Raw genomic sequence first — 17,880 nt, 5'->3', positions numbered from 1 at the left:
CGGGGGTGGCCGGGGGCACGTCCCTAGGTCTGGAGCTGGTCGCCGGTCAGGCCGAAGCGGCGGGTGCGGTTTTGGTAGTCGCCAAGGACGGCGTCGAGGTGGGCCGGGGAAAAATCCGGCCAGAGGGTGTCCGGGAAGGCGAACTCGCTGTAGGCCGACTGCCACAGGAGGTAGCCCGACAGGCGCATCTCGCCGCTGGTGCGGATGATGAGATCGGGATCGGGCTGGCCGGCGGTGTAGAGTTCGGCGGCAAGCGCCTCTTCGGTGATGCCGTCCGGCGGCGTGCCTTTGGCGGCAAGCCGGCGGCAGGCCCGAAGGATTTCCTCGCGTCCGGAATAATTGAGGGCCAGATTGAGCGTCATCGCGGTGCAATGGGCGGTCTTGGCGATGACATGGCCAAGCACCTTGCGGGTGGCCAGGGGCAGGTCGTCGATCTCGCCGAGCACCGTGAAGCGGATGGACTGGGTGAGCAGGGTATCGAGCTCGCGGGTCAGAAAGCGCACGAGCAGATCAAACAGGAACTTCACCTCGTCGGCCGGCCGGCCCCAGTTTTCCTTGGAAAAGGTGTACAGGGTCAGATGGCCGATGCCGAGTTCCCGGCAACGGGTGACAATGGCCCGGGCCGACTCGGTGCCGGCCCGGTGTCCCTCGCTGCGGGGCAGCCCGCGCATGGTGGCCCAGCGCCCGTTGCCGTCCATGATGACGGCCACGTGGCGCGGCAGCGGAAGCTTATGGCTGTCCAGGGCTAGATCTCCATGATTTCCTTTTCCTTCTTGGAAAAGGCCTCATCGGTTTTGACAATATAGCTGTCGGTGAGCTTTTGCACGTCTTCCTGGCCCTTGTGCTGGTCGTCTTCGTTGATCTTCTTGTCGTTCTTCTTTTTCTTGAGGGCCTCGTTGGCGTCGCGGCGGATGTTGCGCACGGCCACCTTGGCTTCCTCGGTGTGCTTCTTGCCCACCTTGACCAGATCCTTGCGGCGCTCTTCGGTCAGGGGCGGAATGGAAATGCGGATGACCTTGCCGTCGTTGACCGGGGTGAGGCCCAGGTCGGACTTCATGATGGCCTTTTCGATGTCGGCAAAGGCCTTTCTGTCCCAGGGCTGGATGGTGATGGTGCGGCTGTCGGGCGTGGCCACCGAGGCCAGCTGGTCGAGCTGGGTCATGGTGCCGTAATAGTCCACCCGCACGCCATCAAGCAGGGAGCTTGAGGCCCGGCCGGTGCGCAGCCGGGAGAATTCCTTCTCCAGGGTGGCCAGCACCTTTTTCATCCGCTCTTCGGCGTCCTTGAGCACTGCCTGCATGTTATTCGCCTCCTCTGACAACGGTGCCGACGGGCTCGCCCGTGAGCACCCGGCTCAGGTTTCCTGCGGTAAACATGTTAAAGACCACGATGGGCATATGGTTGTCCATGGCCAGGCTGATGGCGGTGGTGTCCATGACCCGCAGCCGTTTTTCCAGCACGTCCATATAGGTCAGTTCGTCGAACTTGACGGCATCGGCGTGCTTGGCCGGGTCCTTGTCGTACACGCCGTCGACCTTGGTTCCCTTGAGAATGGCCTCGCTTTTGAGCTCCATGGCCCGAAGCGCTGCGGCCGTGTCCGTGGTGAAGTACGGATTGCCGGTCCCGGCCGCGCAGATGACCACCCGTCCCTTGTCCAGATGGTGCAGGGCGCGGCGGCGGATATAGGGTTCGCACACCTCGCGCATGGTGATGGCCGACATGACGCGGGTGGACAGTCCCTGCTTCTCCAGGCCCTCCTGGACGGCCAGGGCGTTTAACACCGTGGCCAGCATCCCCATGTAGTCGGCCGAAGACCGGTCCATGCCGGCGGCCTGCTCGGAGACGCCGCGAAAAATATTGCCGCCGCCGATGACCAGGGAAATCCTGGCCCCAAGGGCCGTGGCGTCCACGATCTCCCGGCAGAAATTGGTGATGGTCTGGTTGTCGATGCCAAAGGGCCGACCACCGGCCAACGCTTCGCCGCTGATCTTAAGCAAAACCTGGGAAAATCGCAAATTCGACATGGGGCACCTCGTGATGATGGGAGGAGAAATCCGTCCGTTGCCAGGCCTTGCCCGCCGCACCGCCCACTCCCGGACTGTTTTTTTGACGCTCCGGGGAGGCGGGGCAGCCCGGGGGCAGCCGACAACAAACCCGTGTCCGCCCCCTCCCGGAACAGACCGGCGACGCCAGCGCCCGACCGGCCGGAAGGCGGGACCGCCTGCGCCCAGGCAGACGATCCCGGCCATCATGCCCGGCTCGGGCGAGAATGCAAGGAGAACCGCCAAACAAGGCGACTCCAAAAAAAACGGGCCTTGCGGCCCGTTTACGAATCGGTGCGTGGTCTCCTAGGCGCTCTCGCCCAGGGCCATGCGGGTATACCGCCCGATCTGGACGTTTTCGCCCAGGACGCCGATCAGGTCGTTTAACAGGTCACGGATGGTGACCTTGTCGTCCTTGATAAACGGCTGGTCGAGCAGGCAGATTTCCTTGTAGAACTTCTTCACGCGGCCTTCGACGATCTTCTCGGCAATGGCTTCGGGCTTGCCCTCTTCCATGGCCTGATGCTTGAAGATCTCTTTTTCCTTGGCCAGCAAATCAGCCGGAACGTCTTCAGGAGCCAGACAGACCGGGTTGGCCGCGGCAATCTGCATGGCCACGTTCTTGGCGAACTCGACAAAGCGCTCGGAACGGGCCACGAAGTCCGTCTCGCACTTGATCTCGACGATGACGCCAAGCTTGCCTGTGGAGTGGATATAGGAGCCGATGACGCCTTCGGAGGTGTCACGGCCGGCCCGCTTCTGGGCCTTGGACAGTCCCTTCTCGCGCAACCAGGCGATGGCTTTTTCTTCGTCGCAGTTGCACTCGCCAAGGGCCTTTTTGCAATCCATCATGCCCGCGCCGGTCTTGTCGCGCAGGGCCTTCACGCTAGCAGCGGAAATGGCCGACATGGGGGAATCCTCCTACTCGTCGGTGGTTTCGGGAGCGATTTCGGGAGCAGCTTCAGTAGCCGCAGCGACCGGCTCGACAGACTCGGGCTTTTCGTCCTTGTCCATGGCCGCTTCAATGTCGACGTCCTTGTTCTGGGCCGCACCCTCGAGGCAGGCCTCGGCAATGCTGGTGGCAAACAGCTTGATGGCCCGGATGGCGTCGTCGTTGCCGGGGATCACGTAGTCGATGACGTCGGGATCGCAGTTGGTGTCAACCACGGCCACGATGGGGATACCGAGCTTGCGGCATTCCTGGACTGCGATTTCCTCGCGCTTGGGGTCGATGATAAAGGCAGCCTGGGGCAGGCGGTCCATGTGCTTGATGCCGCCGAGGTTGGCATTGAGCTTGGCCACTTCGCGGCCCATCATGACGATTTCCTTTTTGGGGAAACGCTTGATGGTGCCGTCTTCGAACATGCGCTCCAGGAGCTTCATGCGGTCGATGCTTTTCTTGATGGTCTGGAAATTGGTCAGCATGCCGCCCATCCAGCGGTTGGTCACGGCGTACTGGCCGACGCGGTCGGCTTCCTTGCGCACAGACTCCTGGGCCTGGCGCTTGGTGCCGACGAAAATCACGCGGCCGCCGCCGGCCACCACGTCGGAAATGAAGTCGTGGGCTTTCTGGTACAGTTTCACGGTCTGCTGCAGATCGATGATATGGATGCCGTTTCTGGCCCCGAAAATGAACGGGCGCATCTTGGGGTTCCAACGGCGCGTCTGGTGTCCGAAGTGGACACCGGTCTCCAGCAGCTGTTTCATGGAAACGTAAGGCATGAAAACTCCTTGGGTTTTCCCTCCGCCCCGCCCGAGCAACCGGACCGTCCGGCACCCAGGATCAACAGGCAGGGCGTGCGTGTTTGGTGAACAGCGGCTTGTAGTCCGCTTTTTGGAAAATGGCAAGCGGCAAACGGCCGCTTATTGCAGGGGGGTGGCTTCGGGCTCGGCCCGGACAGGATTGATGAGCACGCCCACGCCGTCGATCTCCACCCGCACCTCGTCGCCCGGGGCAATGGGGCTTGGCCCGGCCGGCGAACCGGTCAGGATCACGTCGCCCGGCAGCAAGGTCATGACCGAGGAGACGAACTGCACCAGGGCAAAGGGCGAAACCACCATGTCGCGGGTGGTCCCTTCCTGGACGAGCCGGCCGTTTACGAGCATCCGCAGGCCCAGGGCCGAGGGGTCTTCCACGTCGGTTTCGATCCATGGGCCGATGGGGGCAAAGGTGTCATAGCCCTTGGCCCGGCCAAGCGTCTCGTCGTGGGCGCGCAGGTCCACGGCGGTGACGTCATTGGCGCAGGCATAGCCGAACAGGCATTTGGGCACATCGGCCAGGGCCACGTTGCGGCAGATGCGGCCGATGACCAGGGCCAACTCGCCCTCGGCCTCCACCCGGCTCGAAGTCCGGGGCAGCACAATGGGCTGGCCGGAGCCGACAACGCCTGAAGGCGGCTTTAAAAAAAGCATGGGGGCGTCGACGGCGTCCCGGCCCATCTCGCGCAGGCGGCTGCGAAAATTGCCGGCGGCGCAGACCACCTTCGAGGGCGTCACCGGCGGCAGCACGGCCACCTCGGCCAGCGGGATGGGATCGGTCAGGCCCAGGCTGCGGTCGAGGCAGACCACGGCGCTGTCCTCGACTACAAGCTGGGCGTAAAAAGCGGCGTCGCCATGACGCACCCGAAGCACCTTCATGCGGCGTTCTCCCTCACAGGGTGATGACCAGCGGCACCACCACCGGGTCGCGTTCGAGAATCTTGCGGAAAAACCGCCGCAAGGCAGAGCGGATGCGCTCCTTGAGCAGATCGGACTGGCCCGGGGGCACGTTTTCATAGATGTCGAGCACGATGCATTTGGCGTCTTCCAGCACGTGGCTGTAGTGCTGCTCGAAAACAAAACCCTTGGAGAGAATGTTGGGGCCAAAGGTCAGTTCGCCGGATTTCTCGTCCACCACCAGGACCACGATGACCAGGCCCTCGCCGGCCAAAAGCTGGCGTTCCTTGAGCACGGTGGCCCCCACGTCGCCGACGCCCTTGCCGTCAACGTAGATGTGCTCGACCGGGATGGCGTCTTCCATGCGGATAAGCCCGCCGCCGAAGGTCACGGGCTGGCCGTCCTCGATCACCAGGGCCCGTTCCGGGGCCACGCCGCAGGACACCGCGATGCGGGCGTGCTTGACCAGATGGCGGTACTCGCCGTGGATGGGGATGAAAAACTTGGGCGAAACCGTGTGCAGCATGAGCCGCAGTTCCTCGGCATGGGCGTGTCCCGAGGCGTGGATGGCCTGGACGCGCTCGTAGAGGACCTCGGCCCCGAGCTTGTAGAGGCGGTTTATGAGCCGGGTTATGGCCCGGATGTTGCCGGGAATGAAGCGCGAGGACAAAAGGACGGTGTCGCCCTTCTGGATTTTCACCTGCCGGTGTTCGCCGTAGGCCAGACGCGACAGGGCCGAGAGCGGCTCGCCCTGGGAGCCGGTGACCAACAGCACCACCTGATGGTCGGGCAGGCCCGGCAGCTCGTCCAGGCTGGCCTCGGTGCCGGGCGGGATGCGCAGATGGCCCAGTTCCCGGGCGATCTCGATGTTGGTGAAAAGGCTCTTGCCCGAGACCGCCACCTTGCGCCCGGTGGCGTGGGCCAGGTCGAAGACTTCCTGCATCCGCTGGATATGGCTGGAAAAAAGCGTCACCACGATGCGCCCGGCAGCATCGGTGAAGATGTCGCCCAGGGCGGCCTTGATTTCGCGCTCGGTCAGCGCAAAGCCCTCGCGCTCGGCATTGGTGGAGTCGGACAAAAGCAGGGTGACGCCCGGCTTGGCAAAGCGCTTTATGGCCTCAAGGTCGGTGGCGTGGCCGTCAAGGGGATTGCGGTCGATCTTGAAATCGCCGGTGTGGACGATGCGCCCGGCCGGGGTCTCGATGCCCAGGCCAAAGCCGTGGACAATGGAATGGCAGACCGGGAAAAAGGTGACGCGAAAATCGCCCAGGGTCACCACATCGCCGGCAGCCACCGGTTCAAACCGGGTGAATTCCCGCAGGCTGTGCTCTTCGAGCTTCTTGCCGGCCAGGGCCAGGGTGAATTTCGAGCCATAAAGGGGCGCGTCGCAGGAACGCATGAGCCAGGGCAGGGCGCCGATATGGTCCTCATGGCCATGGGTGAGGACAATGCCCTTCAACTTGTCGCGGTTTTGCAAAATGAAATCAAAACGTGGAATGACCACGTCGATACCGAACAGGGAGTCGTCGGGAAACATCAGGCCGCAGTCCACAACGATCATCGAATCGCCGGAAACAAGGGCCATGCAGTTCAGCCCGATTTCGCCGAGGCCGCCCAAGGGATAGAGGGTCACGGCGGGGGACGAATTCATGAGCGCATCTCCTGGTAGGCCGCGTCCATGCGGTCCCAAAGGTCGTTTTTAAAAGTCTCGCGCTGTTTGAGCGAATAGGCGGCAGCGGCGTCAAAAGGCGGCAAGGCCCGGATCCGCACCACACCGGGGGTGAGTTTGCGGCCGTGCTTGGCCAGGATGTTCCCGGAGCCGGACACGATGATCGGGGCCACCTGGGCCCGGCACTTGAGCGCCACGATCATGCCGCCGGTTTTAAAATCCTGAAGCCGGGAATAATCCATGGACCGCGTGCCTTCCGGAAAAACCAGCAGCCCAACGCCGCTGTCGACCAGATTGACCGCTTCCTGGATGGACTCCATGGCCTTTCGCCGGTTGCCCCGGTCGATGGACACATGGCCCATGCGGCGCATGGCCGGGCCGAACACCGGGATGGCAAACAGGCTTTCCTTGGCCAGGAAACGGAAATTGTATCCCGGCAGCGCCGCGAAAAGGATCGGGATGTCCATGTGGCTCTGGTGGTTGGCCATGAAAATATACGTGGCCTTGGGGTCCAGCGCCGACAGGTCGGCCTCGATGCGCACGCCCGCCGTCCACAACAGGCATTTGGCCCATTGGCATTCAAACCAGTGGGAGAGCAGGCCGTCCCGGCCCACGCGGGCGAACAACCAGCACATACTGCTGAAAAAAAAATGTCAGCGGAGCGACCGCCAATTTGAACAGCAAAGCTCGCATACACCACGTCCGTTTGCACGTTGCTCGGGGCCTGCCCGGGGATGGGGATGGCCGGGCCGTTTTCCATACTAGTTTCGCCCGCCAAAAAAATCCAGTCTCGCGGCCGGCCCGGTGGTCGATTCCCCCGGCTGCGGCCTTGCATCGATTATCCTTTTTTGGCAACACGGAAACCGACATGCCCTGTTTGCCGGGCACGCCCAAAGGGGACCAGCATGAAAATTCTCATCGTGGACGACGACCACCTCTCCCGCCTGACCCTGGAAGCCACCCTGTCCAAGTTCGCTCCCTGCACGTGTGCGGAAAACGGCAGCGAGGGCCTCGACCTCTATACCCGGGCCCTGGACGCCGGCGAGCCGTTTTCCGTGGTGTTCATGGACATCCAGATGCCGATCATGGACGGGCACACCGCCCTGACCGCCATCCGCAGCCTGGAGCGAGAACGGGGCCTGGCGCCGGGCAGCGAGGCCAAGGCGGTGATGATCACCTGCCACGACGACGTCAAAAATGTCGCAACCTCTTTTTTCAAGGGCAATGTCACCTGCTACTTCACCAAGCCCTTCAACCTGGCGACCATGGTGGCAACACTCAAAAAAGAGGCGGTGTTGTAGGGCTCGGGGCAGACCGCAAATTTCCCAAAAAAGATTTTACAACGTCACAGAGAGGGGATACCTCCTGAAGATGACTCCGGAATATGCCGCGTATCTGCCGGTTTCCCCCACGACGACCGGCCAGTGCCGCAAGGAGAGAATATGTCGCTGAAAAAAAAGCCGCTCAAAAGCAAACCCGTCTGCAAGGTCACCTTCACCCTGTCCAAGGAACAAGCCAAGGGTGCCGGCACCGTGCATCTGGTCGGAGAATTCAACGACTGGGACATCCATGCCGCCCCCATGCGCCGGCAAAAAGACGGTTCCTTCACCGCCACCCTTGACCTGGACACCGGGCGCGAATACCAATTCCGCTACCTGATCGACGGGGAAATCTGGATCAGCGACCCCGAGGCGGACAAATACGCCTTCAGCCCGTTTGGCGACTGCGAAAACTCCGTGGTCCTGGTCTAGCGTCGGCAGCCGGCCGGACCGGCCCTGCGCAACCCCGGGGAGCCCCCGGCCGTTTCGCGCCGGCTTTCCCCGCCCGGGCGCGGGATAACCCTTCCCCAGCCTGCCCATGGCCGCCCGGATACGAACCGTCTGCCTCATCCACTCCTCCCTGGCCGGGGCTTTTTCCCGCCTCGGGGTGGCTGCCGTGGCCCTTGATCCGCCCGCGGGCACGGCCAGCCTGCCGCGCCTCCTGGCCGATCTGCCCGAGCCGCCCGACTGCGTCATCCACCAGGAACATCTCGGCAAACGGTTCGTGCTGACCGACATCGAGGCCGCCCCCTGCCCCACCATTTTCTGGGCCCGCGACCCCCATCTCAATTTTTTCTGGCAGGGCCACTACGCCCGGCAGTTTTCCGCCACAGCCAGCACCCAGCCCCATCTGCTCGACGCCTTTGCCGCGGCCGGAGCCGCCCGGACCGCCTGGATCACCTGGAACGGGGTCAGGCGGCCCTTTGCCCCCTTTGCCGGGCGCAGCCGGGACATGGCCTTTGTCGGACGCGTCACCGCCCTTCGCCGCCGCCGCCAGTGGTTTGCCGACCATCTGGCCGCCGCCGGGCTCACGCCCTGCCAGGACGCCTACGGCGTGGCCCATGGCCGCGGTCTACGCCGATGCCCGGGTCGCCCCCAACGAGTGCATTGCCGGCGAGGTCAACCAGCGCCTGTTCGAAGCCGCCTCCTGCGGCTGCCTGCCCATTTCCGAACGCAGGCCCGAGGCCGTGGCCGAACTGTTCGCGCCGGGCCGCGAGGCCCTGTACTACGACGACGTGCTGGAACTCGACGAGCATCTCCGTTTTGCCGCCGCCCATCCCGGACTGGCCGAAAAAATGGGCCGGGCCGCCCACGCCGCCGTGGAAGCCCGCCATCTGCCCGAGCACCGGGCCGCGGCCTTGCTCGCCCTGGCCGCCGAGGCCGGCAACGCCCCGGGCAGCCCGGTCACCGGTCCGGCCGCAGCCGAAGCCACGGCCCTGACCTTTTTCCGCCTCTTGCGCAGCGGCCAGACCTCCCTGCCCCGGCAAGCGGTCTGGGACCGCCTGGCCGCGGCCCCGCCCAGCCCGGCCGTGGTCATGGCCATGCTCCACATGGCCGCAGACACGGACGACCGGACCCTTCTCCCCCAACTGGCCGGCGTGTGCCTGGCCCGGCCCGATCTGGCCGCCAATGTCCAGGCGGCGGCCCTGGCCTGCGCCGCCTGCTGGCGGATGGGCGACCCGGAAGGGGCCAGACGGGCCTACGCCGCCTATGTGGGCGCAACCGGCCGGGTCCGGGCGGTCCGCCTCCACGACGCCTTTGACTATCTGCTCTTTTTCGCCGCCGCCCTCGAAGCCGGAGGATACGACGCCGCGCCGGGCATGGTCTTCGACCCGGACCGCCATCTGCCCGAAAACGCCGCCGAGTGCCTGCTTGCGGCCAAGGTGCTGCGCCCGGACGCCCTGGAGGTCGACCGCCGGCTGGCCGGGATACTGCGCCGCCTGCCCGGAACCCAGGCCGAGCAGGTGGGGCTTTTGTCCAACCTGTCCCTCCACCGCCGAAACGACTGGCCCCTTGGCCTGGAGCTGGCCCAGGCCAATCTGGCCGCCTATCGCCGCGAACCCGGCCTTGAGGAGGCCATGGCCGCGGCCCTGGCTGCCGCCGGCCAGGGCCAGCTGGCCCGCTTCTCCCGGCGGCTGGCCCTGGGCGATCCGGCCGGACGGCTGCGGGCCGAACTGGCCGCCCGGGGCCTGCCCCTGCCGCCCCTGGAGGCCGCCCCGTGAGCCGGCCCCTTCGCGTGGTCCATTTTTCCACCACCCCGCTGGCCGGGATGCCGCTGCGTCTGGTTGCCGCCCTGGCCCGCCACGCCGGCCTTGACGCCCGCCTGGTGGACACCACCCGGTTCGGGCTGTTCGGCCAGGACGTGGTCTTTGACGAGACGCCAAAGCTGGCCCTGGCCCTGGCCGAGACCGCCGACGTCATCCATCTGCACAACTACCTGGCGCTGGACTCGAAAGCCTTTGCCCCTCTCGATTTCGCCGCCCTGGCCCGGCGCGGCGCGGCCGTGGTGCGCCAGTTCCACAGCACCCCGGCCCTGGTGGCCGGGACCATGGGCATCCCCGTCTCCGAATTGCTGGCCGATCCCCTGCCGGCCCTGGTCATTGCCCAGTATCCCGAGCGCCTCTATCCCCGGGCCTGGGTGGTGCCCAATTTCGTGCCCGAGGACGAACCCGGCTACCTGCCGGCCGACGGCCCGCCGGCTGTGGACGTCTTTTTCAGCCACACCAAGACGGTCGGGGCCTTCGAGGACCGCTGGAACACCAAGGCCGCGCCGGAAACGGCCGCCCTGCTCGGGCAGCTTGGCCGCGCCCGGGGCGTTACCTGCGACATCGTCACCGGCCTGCCCCTGGCCGAGGCCCTGGCCCGAAAAAGCCGGGCCAGAATCGTCATCGACGATCTGGCCAGCGGCAGCTACCACTTAACCGGTCTGGAAGGGCTGGCCCTGGCCAAGCCGGTGCTGGCCTTTCTCGACGGCCGCTGCCTGGAACTGTTGGCCGCCTTTGCCGGCACGCCGCGCTGCCCCTTTGTCAATGTCCGGCTGGAAGACGCCGGCCCGGTCCTTCGGGCGCTCCTGGACGATCCCGAGGCGGCCGACGCCGTGGGACTGGCCGGACGCGACTGGCTGACCAGCCATTTTTCCGCCAAGACCCGGGTGGCCTATTATCTGGAAGCCTACGAGCGGCTGCTGCGCGATCCGGCGAGCCTTCGCCGCCAGCCGGCCCTGGCCCTGGACCGGGCTGCGGCCCGGTTTTTCGCCGTGGCCCTGCCCGAGGCCATACACGCCGCCCGGCGGGAAACGCATCTGGCGGCAACCGGCCACCCGTCCCCGCCCTTTGCCACGGGCCGCGACTTTCGGCCCTGGCGCTACTCCCAGAAAAGCCATTTCGCGGCCATGGACCCGCCCCCGGAGCTGGCCTTTCGCGACGCCGGGCTGGCCGATCTCAAGCACTACCAGCATCTGCTGGCCTGGCATGTGCTGTCGTCCTCGTTACCGGCCGGGGCCAGGGTGCTGGAAATCGGCGGCGGCGTCTCCCCTCTGGGACGGGCCTTGGCCGGGCGCTTTGCCTACACCAATCTTGACCCCCTGGCCGGAACCGGCAACGGCCCGACCGGCCTGCCGGCCAACCATCCCGGCCGGCTGGTGCGCGCCGCCCTGGGGGATTTTTCCAGCCAGTTGCCGGACGCCGGCTTTGACGCCGTGGTCTCGGTCTCGGCCCTGGAGCATGTGCCCGAAGACCCGGAGGTCTGGCGCGCCCTGGCTGCCGATCTGGCCCGGCTGGCCCGGCCGGGGGGGCTCCATCTGCACCTCTTGGACGTGGTGGCCAAACCGGACGGCCCCTGGACGTGCGGTTTCCTGCCCTACCTGCTGGCCCGGCTCGGCCGGCAGGACGAACTGACCCCCTTTGCCGCCATCGCCGCCGACCCGGACTGGCACCACCTGTCCCGGGCCGCCTACGAGCGCAACTGGCTGCCGGTCACCGGCATCCCCTTTGCCGCCTTTGGCCGGGCCTTTTCCTGGAATCTCTCTTTTACGGCCGAAGAACTCACCCCGGAGCCGGACGCCGTCCCGGGCCACGCCCCGGCAGCGGCCATGGCCCGCGACGCCGTCGCCGCCCTGGCCTTGCCGGAAATCCTCAGGCGCACGCCCCTGCCGGCCATCCGGCTGGCCACGCCCTCGCTCAACCAGGCCCCCTTTCTGGCCGCCGCCCTGGACAGCGTGCTCTCCCAGAACTATCCGGCCCTGTCCTATGTGGTCCTGGACGGCGGCAGCACCGACGGTTCGGCCGCCATCATCCGCCGGGCAGCCCCCCATCTGGCCGCCTGGCGCAGCCGGCCCGACGCCGGCCACTACCCGGCCGTGGCCGAGGGGCTGGCCGGCAGCGACGCGGCCATATGCGGCTGGCTCAACGCCGACGACCTGCTCCACCCCCAGGCCCTTTTGAAGGTGGCCGACGCCTTTTTGTCCGCTCCTGCGGTCCGCTGGATCACCGGCCGGCCCACGGCCTTTGACGCTGCCGGGTGCGTCACCTGGGTGCGCCCGGACCTGCCGGCCTGGAGCCCGGAGGTCTTTTACGACGGCGACTTCCGGGCCTTTATCCAGCAGGAGAGCACCTTTTTTAGCCGGGAACTGTGGCAGGCCGCCGGGGCCGGCTTTGACCCTGACTTTCCCCTGGCCGGCGACTTCGATCTGTGGCTGCGTTTTTTCAAGCTCACCCGGCTCACGACCGTGGACCGCCTGATCGGCGGCTACCGCCGCCACGGCAGCAACCGGGCCGTGGTCCTCCACGAGCAGTACATGGCCGAGGTTACGCACAGCCTGTGCCGCCATCGTCCCCATTTCTTCCCGGCCAAGGAGGTCTAAGCCGTATGCGTATCGGAGCCCTGGTGCCGGCCCGAATGGGGTCCAGGCGTCTGCCCGGCAAGAACATCATCGACCTTGGCGGTGTGCCGCTGGTGTGCCGCACCCTGGACGTGCTCCTGGCCAGCGGCGTCTTTTGCGACGTGACCGTATCCACCGAAAGCAGGGCCGTGGCCGCCCTGGTTGGCCAACGCTATCCGGGGGGCGACGTCCGGGTCCTCATGCGGCCCGAGGCCCTGGCCGGCGACGACGCACCCCTGGCCCAGGTGGCCGATCATTATGTGGAAAACCGGCCCGAGCTTGACTGGGCCGGACTGTTCATGCCGACCTTCCCCTTTCGCCGCACCGAGCGCCTCCATGAAGCCGCCGCCGCCATCCACACCGGCTATGCCCTGCGTGTCCAGGCCGTGCGTCCGGAACAGCACTGGGACCGCGACTATTTCTTTCCGGTCCCTGGCGGCGTGGCCCCGGTCTTTGCCGGTTTTCCCAACCTGCTGCGTTTTTCCTCCACCAGCTACATGCTGTGGCGGCGCGAAACCCCGCACATCCAGGCCATGCACCTGGGCTACCGCCTGGGCGAGCGGGAATACCGGCTGGATGTGACCCTGCCCGAGACCGTGGACATCGACACGGCCGACGATCTCGCCCTGGCCGAAAAAATCCTGGCCGGCGCGCACTACCGCCAGACCACCGTCACCACCCACGTGGTTGGCCCCTGGTTCGTCCAGACCCCGGCCGGGGCCGATCCAGAGGCCTTCCTGGCCTGGCTCGGCCCCGAGGCCCTGGCCGATCCGGCGGCCCCGCCCCTTGTTCTCCAAAAGCCGGCCCCGCCCCTTTTCACCGCCCGTCTGGTCAGCGACCTGCCGGAACTGCATTTTTTAAACCCCGACGCCAAGGCCCACACCTGGTCGCCGCGCTATGTCGCCACGACCAATACCGCCCACTGCCTGCCTGTCTACCAGCACAGCCCGTGCTGGCGGGTCATCGCCCGGACCGCGCCGGACCACGCCGCGCCCCGGCTAGTTGACCGAAGCGGCCTTGGCCGGCCCATGGCCGCCGCTGACTGCCTGATTGCCGCTTCCCGGGTCCGCTTTGCCGCCGACATGGCGCAAGAGCCCTTTTACCAAGGGGCCTACGTCCTTACAGAATAAGGCCGCGCGACCTCAAAAAAAAGCGGCCCGGAATCTTGCCGCAACAAGGTCCCGGGCCGCTTATAAGCGCGGTTTTCCAAAGGCCACGGCCCTTTGGCTGCCGATCTCTTCCCGTCTTTTCCTGCTTTACTTCCGCGCACCGACTTGGCAACGCGCACCGTCAGATCAAACACCCCCACGTGGGATCCAAGGCACTGCCCTTTGGCCGCCGGAGGCGCTCCCCTCTCCTCTCTTACCCCCAGGCTACGCCCCCTGGCCGCTGCTGACGCCGGCGGCGGCGAAGGTGGCCATGTCGTTGTAGATGTTGGCGCTGGCCCGGAGCAGGAACAGGGCCAGGGCCGAGCCGGTTCCCTCGCCCAGGCGAAGGCCGAGGTCGAGCAGCGGCTTTTGGCCCATGGCGGCCATGATGGCGGCGTAGCCGGGTTCGGCCGAGGCGTGGCTTAAAAAGGCGTAGTCGGCAACGCTCGGGCAGATGGCCCGGGCGGCGGTGTAGGCGGCGGTGGAAATGAATCCGTCCACGGCAATGGGCAGGCGGTTGGCGGCAGCGCCCAGGACCAGCCCGGCCAGACAGGCGATTTCCAGACCACCCAGGGCGGCCAGGATGCCTACCGGATCGCCGGCGGCCACGACGTCGCTGTGGCGGGCCAGACCCTGGCTGATGACCTCGGCCTTGCGGCGCACGCCATGGGGATCAAGGCCGGTGCCGGGACCGGTGATGGCCTGCGGGGCCAGGCCCAGGTAGGCGCAGAAAAGGGCGGTGGAGGGTGTGGTGTTGGCAATGCCCATATCGCCGGTGCCCAGGGCCATGAAGCCTTCGGCGGCGGCCTCGTCGGCCAGGGACACGCCAAGGAGCAGGGCCTCGGTGCACACGGCGCGGCTCATGGCCGGGCCGGTGACGAAATTGGCCGTGCCCGAGGCCACGCGCGCTCCGGCAAAACGGGGGTGGGCGGCAAAGGGGTCGCCCAGGCAGCCGGCGTCCACCACCCGGATGTCCACGCCGGCAGTGGCGGCCAGGACATTGATGCCGGCCCCGCCGGTCAGGAAATTGGCCACCATCTGCCGGGTGACTTCCTGGGGAAACAGGCTGACGCCCTCTTCGGCCACGCCGTGGTCGCCGGCGCAGACATAGATGCGGGCCGGATCGGCCACCGGGGTCTGGCCGCCGCGGATGGCAAACAGGCGCTCGGCCATTTCTTCCAGACGCCCAAGGCTGCCGCGCGGCTTGGTCAGGTTGTCGAGATGGGCCTTGGCCACGGGAACGAGGGCCGGGTCGACGGGCCGGATGGCGGCCAGGACATCGGACAGGGTGCGGGACATGGATACTCCTTTGCACGTTTCAAACATCGGGCGGCCGGAAGGTGATCCTTCCGGCCGCCTTTTCGTCTTGGCAGCACCGATTCGGGGCTGGCCGGCGTCACTGATTAAGCAGCAGCAGATCGGTTGCCGGCCCGGAGACGGCCTTGGCCGGCAGGGGGACGTACCAGACGCCCCGGCCGTGGGTGAAGGCGTACAGCCGTTTGGACACGGATTCAACCACCAGGGATTCGGTGATGACATTGGCAAAGCCGGAATTTTCCACAGCCCAGGTGGTGCCGCCGTCGAGACTGGCGAAAATGCCGAGGTCGGTGCCGACGTAGAGGCGGTTTCGGAAATTGGGGTCGATGACGATGCCAAAGGTCGGGATGTCGGGCAGGGCGGTTGCTCCCGTGCCGGTGATAGTGGTCCAGGTCGCGCCCCGGTTGCTGGATTTGAGCACGTGGGGCTGCCCGAAGTTGGAGCAGGTGGCGTAGAGGATGTTGGAATTGCCGGGATCAAAGGCCAGGGCGGCGATGTTGCCGTCAACGGGCTTGGTGGAAGTCCAGGCGGTTGCGCCGGTGGTGGACAGGGCCGTGGTGGACACGAAGACGGAGCCTTTGTTCGTGCCCACGGCGACGATGTTGGAATTGCCCGGAGCCACGGCGATGGCGCTGACCGTGCCGTCGCCGGCAAGAGCGGAGCTGGCCTGGGTCCAGGCGTCCGCACCATTTATGGTGCGCCAGAGCGTCTTGCCGCCGGTCCACAGGTTGGCCGGGTTGTTGGGGTCCATGGTAAACGGCGCAATAAAGGCGAAATTGGCCGAGGCTTCGGTGATGCCGGTGGTTGCCTGGGTGAAGGCCGTGCCACCGTTGATGGAACGCTGGAGGCTTAGATTGGTATATTCGCCGTAAAGGGTGTTGGTGTTTTGCGGATTGACGGCCACCCCGCCGCCGTCGCCGCCAAGCAGCGTGGTCCAGGCGTTGGTGCCGGCCGCTATGGTCCCCCGCGTGGTGCCGTTGTCCTGGGCCCCGCCAAAAAAGGACGTGCCGCCGGGGTAGACCGCGCCGTAATAGTACTGGGTGATGCCCAGGCCATTATTAAGGCTCACCCAGGTGACCTTGGATGCCGCGTCCGAACAGGTTTCGGTTGTGGTGTCGGCCCGGGCGTCGTCGGTGCGGTACAGGCCGCCGTCGTTGCCGCTGTAGAGCGTCTTGTTGCTGTCGCCATTATAGTTCGGGTGAAAGACCAGCACATGGTGGTCGGCATGGTTGTAGGCGGCCTTGCTGGTATTGGCCCACCAGACCGAAGCCAGTCCCCAGGAGACGCCGCCGTTGTTGGAGCGGAAGAGGTCGATGCCGCCGGTCCAGACAATGTTGGGATTGATCGGGTCCACGGCAATGACGTTGTCGTACCAGCCCTGGTTGGCGTAGGTGTCCGAGGCTTCACACTGGGCGCAGAAGGCCGAGCAGACGTTGGTCAGCAGCATGTTGTCGAGGGTTTTGGAGAGGGTGTTGGTGTATACGGCCACCCAACTCGCTCCGCCGTTGACGGACTTGAGCACGGTGAGCAACCCGTTGCTCCAGTTGCCGGACGCGTTGGACGAGACCAGGGCGTACAGGATGGTCTGGTCGCTTTTGGCAATGGCCAGGGAGGTGCGGTCCATGTTCGTCTGGGTATGCACCGAGGTCCAGGTCTGGCCGTTGTCCTCGGAGCGGTGGATGGCGGCCTGGGTTGGCGCGGTCAGGTAGGTGCCGCAGGACGCGATGAGCGTATCGGCGCTGGTGATGTCGGTGCGAACGACCAGATCGGTGCAGCCGTTGACGTTCTCGGCATCCAGCTTGAGCGTCCAGCTTGCGCCGGTGTCGGTGGAGACGGCAACGCCTTTGCGGGTGGCGGCGTAGAGACGGCTGGAGACGTTGGGGCTGACCACGATCTTGTTGACGTAATAGAAATCCGCATTGGCGGTGGAGGCCAGCTGGGTCCAGTTTGTCCCGGCGTTGGTGGTCTTGAAGATGCCGGCCCCGCGCACGGCGTCGACGTTGTAATAGCCTTCGCCGGTGCCGGCATAGATGACCGAGGCGTTTTTGGGGTCCATGGCCATGGAACACACGGCCAGATTGGCCAGCAGATCGGTCAGCGGCGTCCAGGTAGTGCCGGCGTTGGTGGTTTTCCACACGCCGCCGGCCACGCCGCCGATATACATGGTGGCCGGTGTGGCCGGGTCGATCACCATGGACCGGATGCGCCCGCCCACATTGCCGGGACCGACGCCGGTCCAATTGCCGAGGGCTGCCCCGCCGCGGGTGTCATAGGCCCGGCGATCCGCAGCCGGAATCATTACATTGTCGCGGGTGGAAAAAAGCGGCATGTCCCGCATGGCCTCCATGGCCGTGATGTAGCGCTGGACCGGGATGGCCGTTTCGCCGACCGGAGCGCGTTTCTGGGCAAAAAAGATCTGGGCTTCCCTGGGCTTGTCAAAACTCTTTTTGGGCTTGGCCCGTTTGCGCTCCATGATCTTTTTCATTCGGGCCGCTTCGGCCTCGGGATCAAGGGCGGCCAGCTTTTTCCCTTCCGGCACCCCCGGCTTGAAGGCCGGCGTCGGCGCGCCCGCCTCCCCGACCGGTTTGGCAGGCTGGGCCGGCGGTTCGCTCTGGCTGCATCCCCACACGAGGAGCATGGAGACGCTTAGACAGCCCAATAATCCGGCGGCAGTCTTGAGGTATTTAAACATCTGGTCTCCCCTTGGGCTATGGGTTGGCCGGTATGGTCGGCTGCCTGCACTGCACTGCGTGTTCCCCCTCTCCCCGGGCCAGGAACCCCTTAAAACACTTCCCCCATCAAGGGGGTCCGGGGGGATTATCCCCCCCGGCCGCCGGAGGCCTCTTCTGCC

At 65.9% G+C, this 17,880-nt stretch carries 15 protein-coding genes; 5 read left to right on the top strand and 10 right to left on the bottom strand.

The features are described from left to right. Positions 1–23: 23 nt before the first annotated feature. The 8 genes from uppS to DVDV_RS06575 form a co-directional block, all read right to left on the bottom strand. Positions 24–722 carry a polyprenyl diphosphate synthase gene (gene uppS / locus DVDV_RS06610; protein WP_083634678.1) on the bottom strand — a complete coding sequence of 233 codons (699 nt, stop codon included), beginning with the start codon at positions 720–722 and terminating at the stop codon, positions 24–26. A 23-nt stretch (positions 723–745) separates the two neighbouring features. Beyond that, positions 746–1,300: a ribosome recycling factor gene (frr, locus tag DVDV_RS06605; protein ID WP_075353910.1), complete on the bottom strand. Its 555-nt coding sequence runs from the start codon at positions 1,298–1,300 to the stop codon at positions 746–748. Between the two features lies 1 nt (position 1,301). Beyond that, entirely contained in the window at positions 1,302–2,024 is a 723-nt protein-coding gene (gene pyrH, locus DVDV_RS06600; RefSeq protein WP_043632052.1) for a UMP kinase, read from the bottom strand. 324 nt (positions 2,025–2,348) lie between these two features. Then, positions 2,349–2,951, bottom strand: coding sequence for a translation elongation factor Ts (gene tsf, locus DVDV_RS06595; protein ID WP_075353909.1), 603 nt, complete (start codon positions 2,949–2,951; stop codon positions 2,349–2,351). Positions 2,952–2,963: 12 nt separating this feature from the next. Next, entirely contained in the window at positions 2,964–3,764 is an 801-nt protein-coding gene (gene rpsB / locus DVDV_RS06590) for a 30S ribosomal protein S2 (protein ID WP_075353908.1), read from the bottom strand. A 141-nt stretch (positions 3,765–3,905) separates the two neighbouring features. After that, entirely contained in the window at positions 3,906–4,679 is a 774-nt protein-coding gene (locus DVDV_RS06585) for a fumarylacetoacetate hydrolase family protein (RefSeq protein WP_075353907.1), read from the bottom strand. Positions 4,680–4,692: 13 nt separating this feature from the next. Next, on the bottom strand, positions 4,693–6,348 hold the full coding sequence (locus tag DVDV_RS06580) for a ribonuclease J (protein ID WP_075353906.1): 1,656 nt from the start codon (positions 6,346–6,348) through the stop codon (positions 4,693–4,695). Beyond that, positions 6,345–7,001, bottom strand: coding sequence for a lysophospholipid acyltransferase family protein (locus tag DVDV_RS06575; RefSeq protein WP_075353905.1), 657 nt, complete (start codon positions 6,999–7,001; stop codon positions 6,345–6,347). The genes DVDV_RS06580 and DVDV_RS06575 overlap by 4 nt, the downstream gene beginning before the upstream one ends. Positions 7,002–7,271: 270 nt before the next feature. Between DVDV_RS06575 and DVDV_RS06570 the strand changes: the two genes are divergently transcribed. The 5 genes from DVDV_RS06570 (at position 7,272) to DVDV_RS06550 (ending at position 13,694) form a co-directional block, all read left to right on the top strand. Continuing rightward, positions 7,272–7,667, top strand: coding sequence for a response regulator (locus DVDV_RS06570; RefSeq protein ID WP_075353904.1), 396 nt, complete (start codon positions 7,272–7,274; stop codon positions 7,665–7,667). A gap of 141 nt (positions 7,668–7,808) precedes the next feature. Beyond that, complete coding sequence (locus DVDV_RS06565; RefSeq protein ID WP_075353903.1) at positions 7,809–8,117, top strand: isoamylase early set domain-containing protein; 309 nt, start codon at positions 7,809–7,811, stop codon at positions 8,115–8,117. Positions 8,118–8,746: 629 nt separating this feature from the next. Continuing rightward, positions 8,747–9,907 (top strand): glycosyltransferase, encoded by a 1,161-nt coding sequence (locus DVDV_RS06560; protein ID WP_254845285.1) that lies wholly within the window; start codon positions 8,747–8,749, stop codon positions 9,905–9,907. After that, the gene (locus tag DVDV_RS06555) at positions 9,904–12,546 is read left to right on the top strand and encodes a glycosyltransferase (protein ID WP_075353902.1); all 2,643 of its coding nucleotides are present in this window, start codon (positions 9,904–9,906) and stop codon (positions 12,544–12,546) included. Before DVDV_RS06560 ends, DVDV_RS06555 begins: the two co-directional genes overlap by 4 nt. A gap of 5 nt (positions 12,547–12,551) precedes the next feature. Next, positions 12,552–13,694: an acylneuraminate cytidylyltransferase gene (locus DVDV_RS06550; RefSeq protein ID WP_075353901.1), complete on the top strand. Its 1,143-nt coding sequence runs from the start codon at positions 12,552–12,554 to the stop codon at positions 13,692–13,694. 243 nt (positions 13,695–13,937) lie between these two features. On the opposite strand, the gene cobT is transcribed toward DVDV_RS06550, so the two are convergent. Next, on the bottom strand, positions 13,938–15,011 hold the full coding sequence (cobT, locus tag DVDV_RS06545; RefSeq protein WP_075353900.1) for a nicotinate-nucleotide--dimethylbenzimidazole phosphoribosyltransferase: 1,074 nt from the start codon (positions 15,009–15,011) through the stop codon (positions 13,938–13,940). 97 nt (positions 15,012–15,108) lie between these two features. Next, on the bottom strand, positions 15,109–17,721 hold the full coding sequence (locus tag DVDV_RS06540) for a hypothetical protein (RefSeq protein WP_075353899.1): 2,613 nt from the start codon (positions 17,719–17,721) through the stop codon (positions 15,109–15,111). Positions 17,722–17,880: the final 159 nt, after the last annotated feature.

This window comes from Desulfovibrio sp. DV (assembly GCF_001936595.1).
Lineage (GTDB): Bacteria > Desulfobacterota > Desulfovibrionia > Desulfovibrionales > Desulfovibrionaceae > Solidesulfovibrio.
The sequence above is the reverse complement of the archived record's forward strand: the minus strand, read 5'-3'. Positions and strand labels throughout refer to the sequence as shown.